The organism is Methanobacteriaceae archaeon, from assembly GCA_030656015.1.
In the GTDB taxonomy this organism is placed as follows: Archaea; Methanobacteriota; Methanobacteria; order Methanobacteriales; family Methanobacteriaceae; genus UBA349.
On the sequence record JAUSNX010000008.1, the window covers coordinates 1 to 16,769 of the forward strand.

Annotated in this window: 22 protein-coding genes; 5 read left to right on the plus strand and 17 right to left on the minus strand. The window is 33.8% G+C overall.

Going from position 1 to position 16,769, the window contains the following annotated elements; genetic code table 11:
• Positions 1–198: 198 nt before the first annotated feature.
• From nifB to Q7I96_06620, 10 genes are all read right to left on the minus strand, one after another.
• Positions 199–1,068 carry a FeMo cofactor biosynthesis protein NifB gene (nifB, locus tag Q7I96_06575; GenBank protein ID MDO9627269.1) on the minus strand — a complete coding sequence of 290 codons (870 nt, stop codon included), beginning with the start codon at positions 1,066–1,068 and terminating at the stop codon, positions 199–201.
• A gap of 238 nt (positions 1,069–1,306) precedes the next feature.
• Positions 1,307–1,873 carry a methanogenesis marker 17 protein gene (locus tag Q7I96_06580; protein ID MDO9627270.1) on the minus strand — a complete coding sequence of 189 codons (567 nt, stop codon included), beginning with the start codon at positions 1,871–1,873 and terminating at the stop codon, positions 1,307–1,309.
• Between the two features lie 90 nt (positions 1,874–1,963).
• Positions 1,964–3,199: a methanogenesis marker 15 protein gene (locus Q7I96_06585; GenBank protein MDO9627271.1), complete on the minus strand. Its 1,236-nt coding sequence runs from the start codon at positions 3,197–3,199 to the stop codon at positions 1,964–1,966.
• The gene (locus tag Q7I96_06590; GenBank protein ID MDO9627272.1) at positions 3,192–3,638 is read right to left on the minus strand and encodes a methanogenesis marker 5 protein; all 447 of its coding nucleotides are present in this window, start codon (positions 3,636–3,638) and stop codon (positions 3,192–3,194) included. The genes Q7I96_06585 and Q7I96_06590 overlap by 8 nt, the downstream gene beginning before the upstream one ends.
• Positions 3,635–4,018: a DUF2111 domain-containing protein gene (locus Q7I96_06595; protein MDO9627273.1), complete on the minus strand. Its 384-nt coding sequence runs from the start codon at positions 4,016–4,018 to the stop codon at positions 3,635–3,637. The genes Q7I96_06590 and Q7I96_06595 overlap by 4 nt, the downstream gene beginning before the upstream one ends.
• Before the next feature lie 2 nt (positions 4,019–4,020).
• Positions 4,021–4,512, minus strand: a complete 492-nt coding sequence (locus tag Q7I96_06600) for a methanogenesis marker 6 protein (GenBank protein MDO9627274.1) — start codon at positions 4,510–4,512, stop codon at positions 4,021–4,023.
• A complete protein-coding gene (locus tag Q7I96_06605; protein ID MDO9627275.1) occupies positions 4,490–6,031 on the minus strand; it encodes a methanogenesis marker 3 protein in 1,542 nt (513 codons plus the stop codon). Before Q7I96_06605 ends, Q7I96_06600 begins: the two co-directional genes overlap by 23 nt.
• Positions 6,032–6,396: 365 nt before the next feature.
• Positions 6,397–7,386, minus strand: coding sequence for a methanogenesis marker 2 protein (locus Q7I96_06610; GenBank protein MDO9627276.1), 990 nt, complete (start codon positions 7,384–7,386; stop codon positions 6,397–6,399).
• Positions 7,387–7,388: 2 nt separating this feature from the next.
• Positions 7,389–8,531, minus strand: a complete 1,143-nt coding sequence (locus Q7I96_06615) for a DUF2117 domain-containing protein (protein MDO9627277.1) — start codon at positions 8,529–8,531, stop codon at positions 7,389–7,391.
• A 148-nt stretch (positions 8,532–8,679) separates the two neighbouring features.
• Positions 8,680–8,949, minus strand: coding sequence for a PadR family transcriptional regulator (locus tag Q7I96_06620; protein MDO9627278.1), 270 nt, complete (start codon positions 8,947–8,949; stop codon positions 8,680–8,682).
• A gap of 207 nt (positions 8,950–9,156) precedes the next feature.
• On the opposite strand from Q7I96_06620, the gene Q7I96_06625 reads away from it, so the two are divergent.
• The 4 genes from Q7I96_06625 (at position 9,157) to Q7I96_06640 (ending at position 10,723) form a co-directional block, all read left to right on the plus strand.
• Positions 9,157–9,297 carry a hypothetical protein gene (locus tag Q7I96_06625; protein ID MDO9627279.1) on the plus strand — a complete coding sequence of 47 codons (141 nt, stop codon included), beginning with the start codon at positions 9,157–9,159 and terminating at the stop codon, positions 9,295–9,297.
• A gap of 171 nt (positions 9,298–9,468) precedes the next feature.
• Positions 9,469–10,020 (plus strand): nitroreductase family protein, encoded by a 552-nt coding sequence (locus Q7I96_06630; protein ID MDO9627280.1) that lies wholly within the window; start codon positions 9,469–9,471, stop codon positions 10,018–10,020.
• Between the two features lie 57 nt (positions 10,021–10,077).
• Positions 10,078–10,218, plus strand: coding sequence for an NAD(P)H-dependent oxidoreductase (locus tag Q7I96_06635; GenBank protein ID MDO9627281.1), 141 nt, complete (start codon positions 10,078–10,080; stop codon positions 10,216–10,218).
• A gap of 52 nt (positions 10,219–10,270) precedes the next feature.
• The gene (locus tag Q7I96_06640) at positions 10,271–10,723 is read left to right on the plus strand and encodes a flavodoxin family protein (GenBank protein ID MDO9627282.1); all 453 of its coding nucleotides are present in this window, start codon (positions 10,271–10,273) and stop codon (positions 10,721–10,723) included.
• A gap of 53 nt (positions 10,724–10,776) precedes the next feature.
• Here Q7I96_06640 and Q7I96_06645 read toward each other — a convergent pair whose 3' ends face one another.
• Positions 10,777–11,286 carry a ribonuclease VapC gene (locus tag Q7I96_06645; GenBank protein ID MDO9627283.1) on the minus strand — a complete coding sequence of 170 codons (510 nt, stop codon included), beginning with the start codon at positions 11,284–11,286 and terminating at the stop codon, positions 10,777–10,779.
• A 607-nt stretch (positions 11,287–11,893) separates the two neighbouring features.
• On the opposite strand from Q7I96_06645, the gene Q7I96_06650 reads away from it, so the two are divergent.
• Entirely contained in the window at positions 11,894–12,424 is a 531-nt protein-coding gene (locus tag Q7I96_06650; GenBank protein MDO9627284.1) for a MogA/MoaB family molybdenum cofactor biosynthesis protein, read from the plus strand.
• Positions 12,425–12,523: 99 nt separating this feature from the next.
• Here Q7I96_06650 and pyrE read toward each other — a convergent pair whose 3' ends face one another.
• The 6 genes from pyrE to Q7I96_06680 all read right to left on the minus strand — a co-directional run.
• Positions 12,524–13,066, minus strand: coding sequence for an orotate phosphoribosyltransferase (gene pyrE / locus Q7I96_06655; GenBank protein ID MDO9627285.1), 543 nt, complete (start codon positions 13,064–13,066; stop codon positions 12,524–12,526).
• Entirely contained in the window at positions 13,033–13,185 is a 153-nt protein-coding gene (locus Q7I96_06660) for an orotate phosphoribosyltransferase (protein ID MDO9627286.1), read from the minus strand. The genes pyrE and Q7I96_06660 overlap by 34 nt, the downstream gene beginning before the upstream one ends.
• A 186-nt stretch (positions 13,186–13,371) precedes the next feature.
• A complete protein-coding gene (locus Q7I96_06665) occupies positions 13,372–13,605 on the minus strand; it encodes a PRC-barrel domain-containing protein (protein ID MDO9627287.1) in 234 nt (77 codons plus the stop codon).
• Positions 13,606–13,782: 177 nt separating this feature from the next.
• Positions 13,783–15,369 (minus strand): sodium:solute symporter family protein, encoded by a 1,587-nt coding sequence (locus Q7I96_06670; protein ID MDO9627288.1) that lies wholly within the window; start codon positions 15,367–15,369, stop codon positions 13,783–13,785.
• An 86-nt stretch (positions 15,370–15,455) separates the two neighbouring features.
• The gene (locus tag Q7I96_06675; GenBank protein ID MDO9627289.1) at positions 15,456–15,650 is read right to left on the minus strand and encodes a hypothetical protein; all 195 of its coding nucleotides are present in this window, start codon (positions 15,648–15,650) and stop codon (positions 15,456–15,458) included.
• A 242-nt stretch (positions 15,651–15,892) separates the two neighbouring features.
• Positions 15,893–16,769, minus strand: an 877-nt coding sequence (locus Q7I96_06680) for a sodium:solute symporter family protein (protein ID MDO9627290.1), incomplete at its 5' end; no start/stop codon positions are given.

Genomic DNA, 16,769 nt, shown 5'->3' on the forward strand with positions numbered 1-16,769 from the left:
AAATAAAAATAAAAATAAAAATAAAAATAAAAATAAAAATAAAAATAAAAATAAAAATAAAAATAAAAATAAAAATAAAAATAAAAATAAAAATAAAAATAAAAATAAAAATAAAAATAAAAAACAATAACACAATTAAAAAATTAACTTAAATAAAAAAATAGAAATAAATTAGAAAATAAAATAAAAAAGCAAAGTTTAGTAATGACTAGCCGGAGTCATGTCTAAATGCTTATCTTCACTCTTTTTACCTGGAATTCCATATGCATCGGCCCTGCATTGAGTACAGGCCCTGAAGATAGGAATAATCTCTTCCACTTCATCCCTGACTTTTTCAATCTCAGCACAAGTTGGTCTGGAGAAATCCTTCATTTTTCCCAGCGGAATTAATGGAATAACATTCATTAGAGAAGCGCCTCGTTTTTTAACCTCACGGGCAATGTCCACGATGTGTTCATCATTTAATCCAGGAATTAAAACACTGTTCACCTTGACAATGATTCCTTTCTCTGTAATCTTTTCAATCCCATCTAATTGGTTTTTGGAGAGTAATTTAAAGGCCTCTTCTCCCTCATAAACCTGGCCATCATAAACTACATGAGAGTAAATTTCCTTTCCAATTTGAGGATCTACTGCATTTACAGTAACTGTAATAGTGTTAATATTCAGTTCAGCCAGCTCATCTGCTTTATCGGCCAGAAGCAGGCCATTGGTACTCATACATTTTATAAGGTCTGGAAACTCCGCGCTAGCTTTTTTAAAGAATTTGAATGTATCTTCATTAGCTAGAGCATCACCCGGTCCAGCTACACCAATAACTGAAATAGGCATTTCACCAGTGACTTTTTCCACGTGTTCAACCGCGTCATCTGCAGTCATGATTCTAGCAGCCACACCAGGCCGGATTTCACATTCATTCAGTTCCCGGGTACAGAAATTGCAGTGGATATTACATCGGGGAGCAATAGGTAGGTGAATTCTTCCCACTTTATCGTGCATTTTTTCATTAAAACATGGGTGAGCTTTAGTTACGTGAGCAAATCTTGCTTGTTTTTCTGTTTCATCCATTGAGATGACCTCTTAATAATTAATTTAATTTTGAATATTTAATTTGTATATAAGTATGTGAATTATATCTAAATTATAGTAAGTTTATATCTTCATTAAGCATCTTATTAAAAATTCTATTTGAAACTCGTTCGATTATATTAAAACTATTCGTATATTAACAAATAATATATATGCATTTATAATATAAATATTTGATGTAAATTATTAATGTCATTAAATTAATTGGAGAATTTAATTAATTTAAATTAGATGATTTTAAATCCTCAATCATCTCACGGCATTTATCAATCCATTCTTCCCTTAAAAGTTCATCTGTACAAGCCATAGCAACAATATTGTCCTCGGATAAATCTTTTATAACTCTAAAACCTTCGGGGAGAATTCTAAAAATTGCATCATATATTTTTCTCTTTAGGTTTTCAACCGGGTCAACAACCACCATTCCTTTAATGTCAGTGGAAGGGTTTTCAATAATAATTTCAAACCGGCTGGGCTGTTGAATCTTCTCCCGGCCTTCAGTTTCCCATAATTTTTTAAGTAACTGAGGTAGATAATTTTCATCCTTAATACGAATAGTTATATTATCTTCTTCTGCCTCATAGGAATAGGTGGCAAAGTCTTCAATTAAAACCGGTTGAGTTGTTTTGGCCACCATGACTGCAATAATGAATACTGGTTCTCGAGGGTCAATAAAAACTCTCATGTCTTTAATTGACCTATTAATTTGCAAATCATGAGTTACTTGTTTTATTATCAACTCGTAAACTGCAGCCCCTTTAGGATCATAACATTCCACTAACATTTAAAGCCCTCTTTAATTTGACAGATATTAAATAAAATTTACAATTAATGACAATGCATTTTCTGTTGTTATTTATGTCTAGTTAATAAACTATTCCTGTCTTTTTCCAATTCCAGAAACCAAAAGAGCTGATCCTACAGCCCCAATATATTGAGAATACTCAGGAACAATTACATTAATGCCCCCCAAAACATCACTAACTGCTTCCACCAGGCCCTCAATTAGTGAAGTCCCTCCTACCTGAATTAATGGTTCACGAACATCAATTTCTTGAAGTTGTTGCTCATAAACCTGTTCGGCGACAGAATGACATGCTGCTGCGGCAACATCCTCTTTACTACCCCCTGCGGCCAGAGAAGTAACCAGGTCCTGAATACCGAAAACAATACAGTAACTATTCAAAAGAGCTTTGTGATAGTCACCTTTTATGGCTAAAGGCCCCAGTTCACTGATGTCTGCTCCCAATCGACGTGCAGTTATCTCTAAGAAACGACCAGATGCTCCAGCACATATTCCACCCATGGTGAAATTGTCAGGAATACCATCATTAACTGTAATCACCTTATTATCCATCCCACCAATATCTAAAACCGTGGCTTCTCCTTTTTGATGGCCAGCCAAGTAAACTGCACCTTTAGAATTAACAGAAAGCTCTTCTTGAATCAATTCAGCCCCCATTTTCTTCCCAATAGTCAGTCTACCATACCCAGTCACACCCATACCATCAATATCATCCATGGTATAGCCCGTGCCTTCCATGGCCTCAGCAATTCCATCATTGGTACAGCCAATAACATCGGTTGTTGGTAACCATCCAGTTCCAATAACCTTATTTTTTTCCATTAAAACTACTTTGGTAGTGGTAGAACCAGAATCTACACCCAATGTAAGGCCTTCTTGCTTTTCACGAGCCAATATGCTTTTTCGGGCTACGATAGTGGATAATGCTTCCATTCTGATGAACAATTCATCTGCTTTGGTTCTCTCAGTGAAAGAATAGGTTACCACAGGTAATCTAGTGTTCTGTTGAATAAATCTTCGAACCTCATTTCTAACCAAGGCTCCTTCCGCACATCTAAAACAGGTGGCGATAAAAACAGCATCGGCATCGCTTTTACCTTCCACAATAGACATGGCCCGGGCAATCATTAGCCTAATACCTGAACTGGCACAGTTGAAACCAAATTTTTCATAAGCTTCATCAATATAATCAATATCAGTCTCAGGAATTATAATTTCAGCACCAAAAGTACTGGCTGCTTTTTCTATTTCTTTCTGAACACCACTGTACTCAGTTCCACACGAGATTTGGGCTATTTTAACCATTGTCTTCCTCCAGCGAGTCTAAAAAGGTGTTAATCTTATTTACAAGTTCCGTAGTTTCATCTTTAGTTTTAGGGTATTTTAATTCCAAGGTAGGAATTCCTCTTTTTCTAAGGTAAAACACACACAATTCATTGGTTCTGGCACATCCAATGCACCCAAACCCAAATGGAGCTTCGTCCATGATAATGGCAGCCTCTGCCTCTTCAATTAGTGGCCCGAAAATAGACATCCTCCCCCTAACACCAGATGGGACCTCTATGGCCGCATATTTTAGGCCTTTAATAGGATCTTCCTCAGTGAGATTAAAAGGTGGTGAGTCAATTTCAGGATCTTTGACCTTTTTTCTTATTTCATTTTGTAAAACTAAAGCTTTGTGACCTTTTCTTTCAATTAAATCTGCGAGTATGAGTGAATTTGGTGGAAATATAGCTACTTTCAATAGAATTCCCCCTTGGAAGGTTCATTTTTAATTGGTTCTGGTCGGCGAGAAATTTCGATCATATCACTGAAAAGACCTTTAGTAATGTCAACTACACCAATAGCAGCAATAGTTTCGTTATTTTCTTTTATAGGAACTACAACTAAAGGCATTCCCTGATAAGGACCAGATTCTGGTTCACCGCGTATCGTTTGACCAGTTTCTAAAACTTTTTCTAAAACCGGGCCGCTGTATTCATAGTCAATAATTTCACCTTCTTCTATGCGGACTCCTTTTGAATTTTTAGTTCGCATAGTAAGGGGCAGGTTATTAATCAGTTCATGTATGGCCAGTGCCATGTTTTCAATTTCTTTCCCATTTGATGATGAAGTAATTTTCATTTTTAGCCCTCATCTTGAATTTTTGATGATTTATCTGATGATTTAGATTTAGAATATGATTTTTCAGCAATTTCTCTGAATTCATCCACTGAAACTTTCTCTGGTTCTTTAATATCAACTTTTTGTGGCTTTTTCAAGGCTTCACCAATAAAGCCAAGTAATTTAAATTCCTTTTCCAGTTGATGATAACCTTCTCTGGCAGCTCCTCTATGGCCCCTGCACCTTCTTGGATCGCCTGGAGGGAACCCACGATCTTTGGTAAATATATTATATGGGTCAAGTTTTCTGGCTTTTTCAACCGCATGATCCACATATTCCTGATCCCCATAAACCATAGCACCATAACAGGTTGATTTTATGGTCAAAGGAAGTTCCATCATGTGCAAACTTTGTGTAAGCTCGCTCTGACTAATGGTAGCTCCCGGGCCTAAAATAATCATTCTGGTTCGAGTATGGTCATCTTTACAGACTTCAGGACTTTCTTTCGGCGACATATACTAAATCCCCCTCTTTGAATTTTTCTAAACTTTCTAAACCTTTAGTTATTGATCCAATAATGTTAGTACCATTAAATGGTTCTCCAGTAGGGCCGAATTCATCATTATCTTCAAATCTAACCCCAATTATACCAATATGTCTTCTAGACATATTAGTTATCCCCAATTCACCCTTTTGAACACATTTTTGAGGATTACTCTCTGGAATTAATCCTTTTGCTTCTTTAGAATCCCCTTTAAACATTATCACCTTCATTCCAGGGAAAGCAAAATGCACTTTTATAGAACCTAAAGGAGCATCAATCAAACCAGAAATCTTTTTAAAGTACCAGGTCGAACGTGGGGCTTCTTTATTAAATTCAACTTCTATTAGATTATCTTTATTAATTCCTAAAGTTTTTACTTTATTTTCTTTAACAATATCCATTGTAAATTGAGGTTCCTGACTAACTACCAATGCATCATCATCCGTTAAACCATCACGAATATGTTCAATTCCCCTCATCTTTAAGAATGTCTCCGCTTCTTTTTGAGTCATGGATAAAGTCATTATACGTTCTGGTTCGATTTTAAAAGTGACTTCATCACCTTTTTTGGCTATATCCAGAAGATGTATACCTTGTTCAACATTTCCAATTATAGTATGTGATGGAGTGGCAACTCTATCCTCACGGTAGATATAAACTTTTCCTACACCTTTACCAGTGTTTCTAAAAGTAACCGTGCCTCTTTTTCGTTCTCCTATTACTTCAGGATCTTTTTTCAATCCCTGCAAGGCATAAAAACCTACAAATGTATTTGATTCATAATCAACCGTGATTTTTCCGTTCTTTGCCAGTGCATAAAGATGTTCTGTGGATTGTGGAGAATCACCAAAAGGTTTTACCAGCACATAGGTAAATATTTGATTTCCTTCTTCTAGCAGAGTTCCAATATCCGTCACTGCCGCACTCTGTATAATACTTTTGCGCTCAATAACAGGTTCTACACTTAAAATAGTATCCCTATCTTCAAGATTCAAAACAGTTCTCCTACCACCAGCAATTCTGGCAAAAACCCCACGATTACCCTTAGGAACACCATAAACTGCCGAATGATCATCTCTAATCAAAATTATATGGGTAGAATCTGAAGTAAACCCAGAAAGACTTAAAACAACTTCTCCCTCTTCATAAAAAAATTCATCACGAGTTGATTCCAAATCAGTTTTTATAGGGCCTATAGCTGCCTCATCAGAGGTTGTCCATCGCACATGGAGATTTTCAAATAGTTTATAATTCTTTTTCCATTCATTTATTAGCTCTTGGGCATCATCATCTTCAACCATTTCAATAATTATGCTGCCATGGTTGGTCTTGATTTTATATTTGTTAATATGTTTTTCAAACTCTTCTTTGCCCTTAATAACTCCTAAAACACAGCCTTTTTTATAAGGAGCATTAGTAGCTTGAATAGCGTCTTCTATGGTGGAACCATCTGGAAGCTCCACTTTCTGGCCATTGACCTTTACCAACATTGGATTCCCTCTTAATATTGAATTATCGAGAATTTTATTAAATAATAGATATTAATTTAATAATAGGAATTTTTTATTAAAATATTATTTCATGAAATATGGATTAATTTGTATTTAAAGTCCTATTTAATACCTATTTTTAAAGAACTATTTATTTAAATTTTACAATTTTTATAATTCAATAATATATTGTCAATCAATATATTACAAAATAGTAGAGATATGTTTAAAATTCAAGAAAAAGGATAATGTACTCGAATAATATTCTAAATAATTTATAAATTCAAATAATCAAGTTAAAAAAAATAATATTTAATGATAATGAGTTAAAATAGTAAGTTAATGAATCAAAAAGCGCAAATTAATCAATTTGAGCTTTCTTCCCTTACACCCATTATTCCATTTATTTTTAAATCAAAAAGAACTCTTTTTTGGCCTTCATGTTCCAGATACAACTTTTCATCGGCAATTATTTCCCCCACAACTGCACCAGTTATATTAACTTCTTTTAAAAGTTCTAAACACATTTCAACAGTTGAAGAATCAGCAGTTAGGACAAATCCAGAACCTGGATAAGATTTAAGCCATTCATCCCAGCTTACAGACTCATTGCGCGGAATTTTATTTAATTCCACTTCAGCACCTACTCCAGAGGATTCTAAAAGCATCCCCAAAGTCCCTAAGGTTCCAGGATTACTAATATCTTTTCCAGCAGTAACCAGCTTTTGAGCACCTATTTTGCCCATAACATCAATTTGGGCCTGAATCAGAGACGGTTCTTTGTGAGTGGTGGTATCCCAGTTTAGGGCAAATTTAGGATGCTGCTGTCCATCTAAATCAATAGCTACAATTACCTTATCACCAACTTGTGCATCACAACTGGTTATTAAAGCATCCTTGGGCACAACACCCGAAATAGAAACATCAAGAGCATCATAGGGCGTATCTGGATGGACATGTCCTCCGACCATAGGAACTCCAAATTTCCGGGCCCCGTCTTTTATTCCTTCCATTACGGCATGACAGGATTCTTCATTGTTAACGGATAGAACATTGACCATACCCATAGGTTTTCCACCCATGGCTGCAATATCATTAACATTAACCAAAACCGAGCAATAGCCTGCCCAGTAAGGATCCTTAGTCATGAGTTGACCCCAAATTCCATCTGCAGCCAATAACAGAAGCTTTCCATCGCCAATATCTATAGCTGATGCATCATCACCAAAATTAAGAACAGTGTTGCCTGCAACATTGTAAACGTCTTTTAGAATATTTGTTATTTCTCTAATTGGTTTTTTTCGGGTGACTCCTTCAAAGTTTTTGAGAGAATCAACCAGAGTGTCTAAATCCAAATCTACACCTCAACAATCTCTGTTTCTTTTATATAATATTGAGCAGCCGTATTATCTATAAGTTGTAATAATTCCTTTTTAAAAGTTTCTATATCATCAATTTCTATGAATTCTAAGCCATTAAATAGTTCAGAAAAGATTCTCTCACCAATAATATCGTCCCAACCACTTTCCAGCTCCACAATCATGGACCCTAAACTTTTAAATCCACTTTCCACAACCTGATCTACATCCCCATCAGTAATTCCAATGATAGGTACATCAAAACGATATAAGATGTCTGCAGCTACCAGAGTAGTATCATCACCCACTGTTACCACCAAGTCAGCATCTTTAAGGCGATAAATATCTTCTGCAGCGTGATTTAAAAAAGCAATTCTGAATTTTCCATTCCATTCGCGGGATTTAACTATTCTAGGGTCAACTGTGGATCTTCTTAAAAGGCCAGTTTTTACAATGGCCTTGTTTAAGTCAATTTTGCCCAATTTTTCCACGCCATGAGTTTTCAATTCCCCGCCAATGATTTGATTTATTATGCCATTTTCAGAAACTAAAATAACCTCTTCCTTGGTAGATTTTCCGATTACAATACCATTGAGAAAAATATTTTCATTCTTGGATACTCCCACTAATTTACGGTAAGTTTTGGAACCCTTGGTGGAGTTTTTGTTATTGCAGTCAGTTCCATTAAAAAATATCTCTTTCATGATTAATTTTGGTGTGATCACTTTTAGGCCCATCTTAGATGCAATTTCATCAGCCAATGGTTTAAGAGACTTTCTCCAGGGAATAACACAACCATCATCTTCTCCCGGCCTTTCAATTTGGATAAGATTTGGTTTAGATTTGGATTTTTTAAAAACCTTGTAACCAAAGGCATGGCCAGTTACATCTGATTTTCCAGAGTTTATTAAAAAAATAATATCCGAATCTTCCTCTTGAAACTTATCAATAGATTCACTGGGAAGTCTTTTAGTAGAAATATCAATTAATTCCTCTAAATGAGCATCATGGACTGCCGTACGCCCCATGGTTCCACCCAGACGTGCACTAACTTCACCATATTCCTTTAAAAAATCAATTATTTTTAGGGCATAACCAGAATCAACAATAAATGGCCCATGAACTACCACACCAATTTTCATAAAATACTGTTGAACAAATACTATATTATAATTTGTTGTTACGGAAAAAACAGTTTTTTATGATTAATTAATACTTATTTTGATAGATAGGAAACTTATAAAATTAAAGCATTCTAATTTCTTGAAAAGCTGAAAATGTAATTAGGAGTTATTTTTTAAAATCAAGCATATCTTCCATATCATAGAATATATCGCAGAATGATTTGCAGGCCATTTTAAGTTCTTCCTTACCCGCAGGAGTTAAGGAATAATTCTTATTTTCATCAACTTCAATTATCCCATTTTTTCTCAGTTCTTTTAATACAGGATAAATAGTGCCTGGGCTAGGCTTAGTTCCTCTTCTTTTTTCAAGTTCCCTGGCAATTTGGGCCCCATTCATTGATTCTTTACTTAATATCCATAAAACTAAATAGGTCAAATATCCCTTCATCTCACAACATTTCATGATTATTTGATATGGAAAACCCTTATTAAAAATATTTGTTATCCAATATTTGATAACCGATATCGTATAACCGATAATTATAAATAGTATTATCGCATAACCGATAGTGTCGGAGGCTAGTCAAATGTCATCCCTCCAATAACATACAAGTCTGAAAGCTATCGGCAATGAGGTGAAAAAATGGAAAATAAAGAATGTAAAATCGTTTGTGGAGATAAAACTGTCGCAACCATTAAAAAAACTGAAAACGGAATGGAAGTGAAGTGTACCGAAGAAGGAAAAGAAATGTGCAAAGATGTTAAAAAAGGATGCTGTGAATAAGCATCCGATTTTTTTATTTTAATGATAAATACAGTTTTATTGATAGAATTAAACTAAAATAAGAAGTTATTCATAATTAAAAAGATTATTAATAATCATCATCCATAATGATTCTCTATAATTGCTTTAAAATATAAACAAGCTGAAGATAAGCAAATTGGGAGTAATAAAATGAATCCCGTATTAGAAAATATAAAAAACAGAAGAAGTACCAGAAAATACCTTCCTGAACAAATTAAGAAAGAAGAGCTGGATATAATACTTGAAGCAGGAATATATGCCCCATCAGGACATAATGACCAGGCCTGGCATTTCACAGTAGTGCAGAATAAAGAACTAATTGACTCGATGAGTGAAGAATCTAAAAAAGCCATGGCAGAATTACCAATTGATTGGATAGCTAAAATGGGCAGATCGGAAAATTTACACATTTTTTATAATGCTCCAACAGTAGTAGTTGTATCTGGAAAAAAAGATGCTACTTCACCCTTTGCTGATTGCTGTGCTGCCATTCAGAACATGTTGCTGGCCGCAGAAAGTATTGATATTGGATCCTGCTGGATAGGCCTGGCCAGATTTTTCTATGAAAATCCAGAAAATTTGAAAAAATTAAACATTCCTGAAGGTTATGAGCCCCATTACTCCGTTTGTTTTGGTTACAAAGCCATATCTACTTCAAATGCGCCTGAAAGAAACAGAGATGTATTAAATTACATCAAATAATATGAAAAATAGACTAAAAAAAGTGAATAATAAAAAAAGGGATTTAAAGTGAATAAAATGAAAGTCATTGCTATTAATGGTAGTCCTCGGAAGAAATGGAACACCTCACAGCTTTTAAATAAAGCATTAGAAGGGGCCAAATCCCAGGGAGCTGAAACAGAATTAATAAATTTATATGATTTAGAATATAAAGGATAAAAGTTGTTTTTCATGTAAAACAATTGGTAATAAAATCTATGGAAAATGTTCAATTCAAGACGACTTAACATCAGTTTTAGAAAAAGTTAAGGAATCTCAGGCCATTATACTCGGTTCTCCTATTTATTTTGGGTCGGTCACAGGTGAAATGAGATCTTTCATGGAACGCTTGTTCTTCCCCTATCTCACTTATACCAACCCTCCAGAATCACTTTTCCTAAATAAAATTAATGCAGGATTTATTTACACTATGAACATTCCCGAAGAGGATATAGTTGAATATGGATACAATGTACAAATTACAAATAATGAACATTATTTAAAAATGTTATTTGGATCAGGAGAATCACTTCTAAGCTGTGATACCTATCAATCCAAAGATTATTCCCAGGTTCTGGCCACACGTTTCAATGCAGAAGAAAAAGCAAAAAGGAGAGAAGAAGTATTTCCTCAGGATCTAAAAAAGGCCTTTGAAATGGGAGTTAGATTTGCTAAAAATCCCTAATTAATTTAACCATTTTAAAATAATTTATAAAATATCAAAGAAAGAAAAACAATTTAATTCCTTTTTTTAAGCCTTTTTTTAAAAATAGGAGATCCACAGATTTCACAATCATCAAAAGAATAAGTATCATCATATTCCTTTTTGCATCCCTTGCAAACCTTTTTCCACCCATAGATTCTCTGAATTCCTGAAGTTAAAACAGTTTTAAAGGGAATTTCGAGCAATTTAGAAACATTTTGAATAGAATAATCATCAGTGATTAAAATAACACTGCCCTGGGCCTTTTTTATATGGATAGCTAAGGCTAAAAGCTTTTTATCTGTTTTGGAAAGTCTTAAAATATCCCCAGATTGTTTAATAATGTTTTCCACTTTGGCCATGGATTCTGTATCCGGCTCAACAATCTTTAGGAGTTCATCCTTCAGGGCATTTTTCATAATCATTTTTGACTGAATATCTTTTAGTTCTTCAGTGACCTCAGAAATAGTGAAATTATTTTTATCTGATGGCTGGTAGCCACCAATAAATGCAGAAGCATCTAAAACTTTAAAATTTTCTCTCATATTACTCCTCATTATCATTAAAAGTATTAAAACCATTTTGAAAAAAACGTTTTAAAACTAGTTATTTATGGAAAAAAACCTCTTTTTTAATTTTTTAATACATTAGACTGTCATAAATATCGTATTACATTTAAGCAAAAACTTTTTAAGTGTTAAAAAACATATGTTATTCAAGGGTAGGGTAATGGACTCTCAAACTCATTATAGTTGCTAAAATTAGGATTAGAACCGCCTCCAATCCAATTTTACTCCCTACCCTACAATTATAATATAAATTTTTATTACTTGCTTTTTTGTGAAATATAAGGATAATATAAAACTTTTTATTTGATTTTAAGGAAAAATTTTATAATGAAGTTGTCTGTAATTTGAATCTTCAGATATTATTATTATTAATAATAATAATAACATTCTATTTTAATGATTTTTTTAGATTTTTAATAATACTTTTATAATATCTGATTGATGTTTATACTATTAATAGTTCAAATTATAATCAATTACAGAATTATTAAATTATTAGTATTAGTCTAATTAATTATAATCCGATAAATAAATGATTAAAATATATGCCCTTGTTTAATTAAATTCTTAAAGGACGATTATTATGAAAAGTCAAAGTATGGAAAGTCACCGAAAAAATGTCCCTAGTGAAATTAAATGTGGAGTTATAACGCTTAGTGATTCTAAGTTTGATGATTATCAAAAAAACAAAAACAGCAGTAGTGATTTATCTGGCCATCTGCTGGTAGAAAATTTAAAACCCAAATATGAGCTAGCGGATTATTCTATAATCCCTGACGATTCAAAAATGCTTTTAGAAACCCTTGAAGAAATGATCATCTCTAAAAATATTGATGTGATTATTACCACCGGAGGTACAGGTATTGGAAACAGGGACATAACTGTGGAAACTCTAAAAGAGATATTTGAGAAAGAACTTAGTGGTTTTGGTGAAATTTTTAGAGCAGAGTCTTACAAAGAGCTGGGAGCTGGAGCAATACTCAGCCGAGCCACCGCAGGAGTTTATAAAAATTCAATTATAATTGCAATGCCCGGATCTCCAAATGCGGTTCAATTAGGTATTGATATAATTTTTAATGAATTAGGACATCTGGCCCGGCATTTAAAAGAATAAATAGAATAAAAAGAATTTAAAATTGAATAGGTCTAAAATGAATAAAAATATTAAAATAAAATATAATTATTCAAATTAAATAATTATTTAAAAAATTAATTATTTTTTCATAAACTCTTCAATAGAAATTAAAGGTTCTAATTTAACTCCTTTTTTATTAAAATTATCCTGAGCGCCTTCACATCGATCAACAACTACAAATGCTCTTTTTACAAAGCCACCATTATCTTCAATGGCATCTATGGCCTTTAAAAGTGAGTTTCCAGTAGTAGTAACATCTTCCACAACAATTACATTGTCGTTTTCACTCAAGTCACCCTCAATAAGCTTTGAAGTTCCATAGCCCTTCTTCTCCTTCCTTATCATTAGAAGAGGAATTTTAGAATGCAGTGCAACTGCAGTGGCAATGGGAACCGCTCCTAAAGCAGGTCCTGCAATTTTATCAATATTATCCTTTTCAATTTTAGAATTTATAATTTCTGCAATTGTTTGGAGAATTTCTGGATCCGTGATAGCTCTTTTCATATCCACATAGTAATCGCTCTCTTTTCCAGAGGATAAAATAAATTTTCCAAATTTTACTACCTGATTTTTCTCCAGCAAGTCCATTAAATGACTTTTCTGATTACTTTGTTCTTGCATGATTTACAGACTCCTTTCTGAGTATAATAACAATCCGAACATACTATGGCCCCACATAGAGAACAAGTATTCATTCTTCCTGCTTTACCACATAAACTACATATTCCAACTAATTGCACCAAAAACACCCCGAAAAGACATAATTTCGATATTAGTATTTGAATACTGGTAATAATTAAAAAATATGTAAAAATAAAAACTAGAATATTAAAAATTTAATTATAGCATAATAACCCTAAATTCAAGTTTTACTAATTAATAAAACTAATTAAATGAAATAAAGAGTAATGGAAAATTTAGGGAAATTATTCTACTCCACTTTTAAGTAGAACTTTATCTCCAATTTTTTTTACCATATCAAAAGGAACAATGGTCTCCCCTTTAGACAATCCCAGTCCTTCTGAAATTCCACCCTTGCTTAAAACAAGCGCTTCAATTTTTCTTGTCTCAGGATCAGTTTCCACGTCTTTTACTTTACCAATAATCGCTGCAGAACTGTCCAAGACCTCTTTACCAACAATTTCTTCCACAATCCTCATATTATCACCATTAGCTTATTTGTATGGCAAATTATTTAAATATATTTAATTTATCCCAAAACAAAAAAATAGAAAAAAATCTGATATTGATTTTATTGAGCAAATTAATTAATATCACTTAATTTGCAGTTAAAAATTAATTTTAAAAATAAATTAAAAATAAATGAATTGAAAGGATTACATTCCTTCAAAACATTTATCTAAATGTTCTTTGGCCATAGGTTTGGTTAATAAAGTTATTGCTACTGTAATAATAGCTGCTACAGGGAGTCCAAGTACAATAGGATCCATAACATTCCACGGCATTCCAGTAATAAGTGTAGCTTTTCCAAACATGAAATTACATAATCCAAGAGCTACTGCAGACTTTTTGTAAACAAATAGTAACCAGAATACACTTACAATAGTTCCACCAACCATTCCAGCAATTACGCCAGTAGTGGTGGCCCGTTTCCAGTAGACCGCACAAACATACATGGTCAAAAAGGCCCCTGCTGTGAGTGAGAACCATAGTGCAGTTCCTACAGCAACAATGTTCGCGGGAAGAGTGAATCCTAGAATTACTGCTAGAATAACTGCAATTACGATTCCTCCACGAGCTATAACTACTGTAGATGCACCACCAGTCTTTTTAGAGAGAGTTTCATAAACATCTCTACCTAAAGCAGTTCCTTGAACGTGGAACTGAGCAGAAAGGGTGGACATTGCTGCAGAAATCAATGTAATCATGAAAATGTAGGCAAACCATAAAGGCATAGCAGTAGCTATGAATAATGGAATTATCTTATCTGCATTTCCTAATGCTGCTGCAATGGCTATTTGTCCCGTGTGCTGATAGAAGTACACGTTGGATAAGGCCCCTACGATGAAAGCAGTTCCAGTCATAAGTGCAATAAATACCCCACCTACAAGAACTGCTCGGTTAATCTCTTTATTAGACTTAACAGTCATGAATCGAACAATGAGCTGTGGTTGAGATAAAACTCCAATTCCAACCCCTAAAATGAGAGTAGATACCAATGTCCACCAAAATGGACTTCCAAACGCTGGAATAGACGTCCATCCCGTGGCTCCCGTGGCGGCCGCTGCTTGAGGCACCAGATGAGACATATTAGTTAAGGCCTGATTGGCTTCTGTAACTCCACCTAACAAATAGTAAATTCCAAATAAGAGGAATATCATCCCAAAGAACATTATAGTTCCTTGAACAGCATCAGTGTACATAACACCCTTAATTCCTCCAAATATAACATAAAGGGCAACAATTAACGCCAACCCAATAAGTGCTATGGAATAATCAATATTCAAAGTGGTTTCTACAAAACGAGCCATTCCAATTAGAACCGCTGCGGCATATAATGGCATTCCAAAGAATATAACCAGTCCACTAAAGTACTGTATAAATTTACTGTCAAATCTTCTGGATAAAAGTTCAGGAAATGTTAGGGCTTTTAAATTGTGTCCCATTTTTCTTGTTTTCTTTCCAAAGAAGACAAAGGCAATGAATATTCCCACTAGGATATTCAAAACCGTGAGCCAAAGAAGGCCCATTCCATAAACACCTGCCATCCCTCCAAAACCAACAATAGCTGCAGTACTAATAAATGTAGCACCATAACTCATGGCCATAATGTAAGGATGGGTAGTACGACCGGCTACCATGAAGTCTTCTGCGGTTTTAGTCCGCTTCCAAGCTACATAACCGGTGTAACCTATTATAATGATGTATGCTAACACAATAATTGATAACAATAGTACATCCATATAATCACAATCCATTGATAAATTAAATCAGATTTCTAATGATAATTAAATAATTAATTCGATTTGCTGAAAAGGATAATTGATGTTTAAAAACCTAATTCTTTTTCTTCCATTTCTAATTCTTCTTTTTCCCACTCTAATTCTTCTCTTATTTGGTCTTCTTCATCTTCATCGCCTTTATTCCAATTTAAAACACCATAAATAATGCAAAGAAGAGTAACTAAAATACATGCCAGATAAGCTCCCCAAACCCAGGGATCTGGAATACCTAAAACATCCATACATCCACCTCCTAACTTTATTAAATCCAAATATTATCTTTAATATTTAATCATTACCATCTATTTTATTTTATATATTTATAAATTCCTAAATGAAATTAGTCCAAATAAAAATTGAATAATTAGAATAAGAGAATTATTATTTTAATTTATTTATAACCCTAAGAAAATAAAAAAAAGCAAAAGAAAGCATTAAAAAAGAAGAATAATTGATTATTCTCTTTTTTTAAGTATTCTCTTTTTTAAAAACCTTCAAAACATTTATCTAAATGTTCTTTGCTTGGTGGTTTAGTTATCAAACTAACTACCACAGTGAAAAACAGAGCTACAGGTACTCCAATAACCAGAGGATCTACAAGAGGCCATGGCAAAGTATTAATAAGCAAACTTTGACCGCTGATCGCTTTAAAAATCCCTAAGGAAACTGCTGTTTTTTTATAAACAAACAACAGCCAGAACAAACTAGTGAAAGTCCCCATTACCATGCCTGCAATAACTCCAGGTTTGGTTGATCTTTTCCAGAATAATGCACAGGTATATGGAGATAAGAAAGCAGCTGCACATAATCCAAAAAATAGTGCCGTTCCTTGAGCAACTATGCTTCCCGGAAGGGTAAATCCTAAAATAACCGCGATTATGACTGCAACAAGAATTCCGATACGTGTTATGAGTACTGATCTATCTCCACTTCTATTAAAAATAGTTTCATATACGTCCCTACCAATAGCAGTTCCTTGAACATGGAACTGTGCACTTAAAGTAGACATGGCTGCTGAAAGTAATGTTAACAAGAAAAGATATGTAAACCATTCCGGCATAGCTGAGTTAATGAAAATAGGAATAATTTTATCTACATTTCCTGCAGCAACTTGTATGGATATTTGTCCCATTTGTTGGAAAAAGAAAACATTAGAAAGTGAACCTACAATATAAGCAGAACCTGTGATGACAAAAATAAAGATACCACCAATAAGAACGCCCCTATTGAGTTCTTTATTTGAACGTACTGTCATAAAACGAACAACTAATTGAGGTTGAGCCAGTACACCAATGCCTACGCCCATTATTATAGTAGAAACTAAAGTCCACCAAAATGGACTACCAAATGACGGGAAAGTT

What these genes read in the sequence shown, in the direction of transcription:
- Q7I96_06600 (MDO9627274.1), bottom strand. Translation starts at nt 4,512, where the DNA reads ATGTCGCCGAAAGAAAGTCCTGAAGTCTGTAAAGATGACCATACTCGA.
- Q7I96_06595 (MDO9627273.1), bottom strand. Translation starts at nt 4,018, where the DNA reads ATGAAAATTACTTCATCATCAAATGGGAAAGAAATTGAAAACATGGCA.
- Q7I96_06605 (MDO9627275.1), bottom strand. Translation starts at nt 6,031, where the DNA reads ATGTTGGTAAAGGTCAATGGCCAGAAAGTGGAGCTTCCAGATGGTTCC.
- Q7I96_06665 (MDO9627287.1), bottom strand. Translation starts at nt 13,605, where the DNA reads ATGAGGATTGTGGAAGAAATTGTTGGTAAAGAGGTCTTGGACAGTTCT.
- Q7I96_06630 (MDO9627280.1), top strand. Translation starts at nt 9,469, where the DNA reads ATGAATCCCGTATTAGAAAATATAAAAAACAGAAGAAGTACCAGAAAA.
- Q7I96_06675 (MDO9627289.1), bottom strand. Translation starts at nt 15,650, where the DNA reads ATGGATGTTTTAGGTATTCCAGATCCCTGGGTTTGGGGAGCTTATCTG.
- Q7I96_06585 (MDO9627271.1), bottom strand. Translation starts at nt 3,199, where the DNA reads ATGGTTAAAATAGCCCAAATCTCGTGTGGAACTGAGTACAGTGGTGTT.
- Q7I96_06625 (MDO9627279.1), top strand. Translation starts at nt 9,157, where the DNA reads ATGGAAAATAAAGAATGTAAAATCGTTTGTGGAGATAAAACTGTCGCA.
- Q7I96_06650 (MDO9627284.1), top strand. Translation starts at nt 11,894, where the DNA reads ATGAAAAGTCAAAGTATGGAAAGTCACCGAAAAAATGTCCCTAGTGAA.
- Q7I96_06615 (MDO9627277.1), bottom strand. Translation starts at nt 8,531, where the DNA reads ATGAAAATTGGTGTGGTAGTTCATGGGCCATTTATTGTTGATTCTGGT.
- Q7I96_06580 (MDO9627270.1), bottom strand. Translation starts at nt 1,873, where the DNA reads ATGTTAGTGGAATGTTATGATCCTAAAGGGGCTGCAGTTTACGAGTTG.
- pyrE (MDO9627285.1), bottom strand. Translation starts at nt 13,066, where the DNA reads ATGCAAGAACAAAGTAATCAGAAAAGTCATTTAATGGACTTGCTGGAG.
- Q7I96_06635 (MDO9627281.1), top strand. Translation starts at nt 10,078, where the DNA reads ATGAAAGTCATTGCTATTAATGGTAGTCCTCGGAAGAAATGGAACACC.
- Q7I96_06670 (MDO9627288.1), bottom strand. Translation starts at nt 15,369, where the DNA reads ATGGATGTACTATTGTTATCAATTATTGTGTTAGCATACATCATTATA.
- Q7I96_06645 (MDO9627283.1), bottom strand. Translation starts at nt 11,286, where the DNA reads ATGAGAGAAAATTTTAAAGTTTTAGATGCTTCTGCATTTATTGGTGGC.
- nifB (MDO9627269.1), bottom strand. Translation starts at nt 1,068, where the DNA reads ATGGATGAAACAGAAAAACAAGCAAGATTTGCTCACGTAACTAAAGCT.